Source organism: Pseudoalteromonas sp. P1-25 (assembly GCF_001401805.1).
In the GTDB taxonomy this organism is placed as follows: Bacteria; Pseudomonadota; Gammaproteobacteria; order Enterobacterales; family Alteromonadaceae; genus Pseudoalteromonas.
The window spans coordinates 1-251 of sequence record NZ_LKDW01000127.1; the positions used below are offsets into that span (position 1 = coordinate 1).

1 protein-coding gene is annotated in these 251 nt (G+C 51.4%); it reads left to right on the forward strand.

What is annotated here, in order from left to right; translation table 11 throughout:
• The coding region (locus AN393_RS20340) for an Ig-like domain-containing protein (RefSeq protein ID WP_161804182.1) at nucleotides 1-251 on the forward strand (251 nt) is incomplete at both ends.

The following is a 251-nucleotide window of genomic DNA, read 5'->3' on the forward strand; positions in this document are numbered from 1 at the left end:
GTCGTGCGCGGCACGGTGAGCGATGTAGAAGACGGTCAAACCGTGACGGTGATCATCAGTGATGGCACAAACCAAGTTGAAACCACGGCACTTGTACAAAACGGCGAATACGTTACAAATCCGGTTGATGCAAGCGCATTAAATGACGGCACGCTCACCGCCACAGCAAGCGTGTCAGATTTAGCGGGTAACCCTGTTACAGCTGAGGATACAGTTGAACTTGATAACACCGCAGCGATCACAACCAGCAT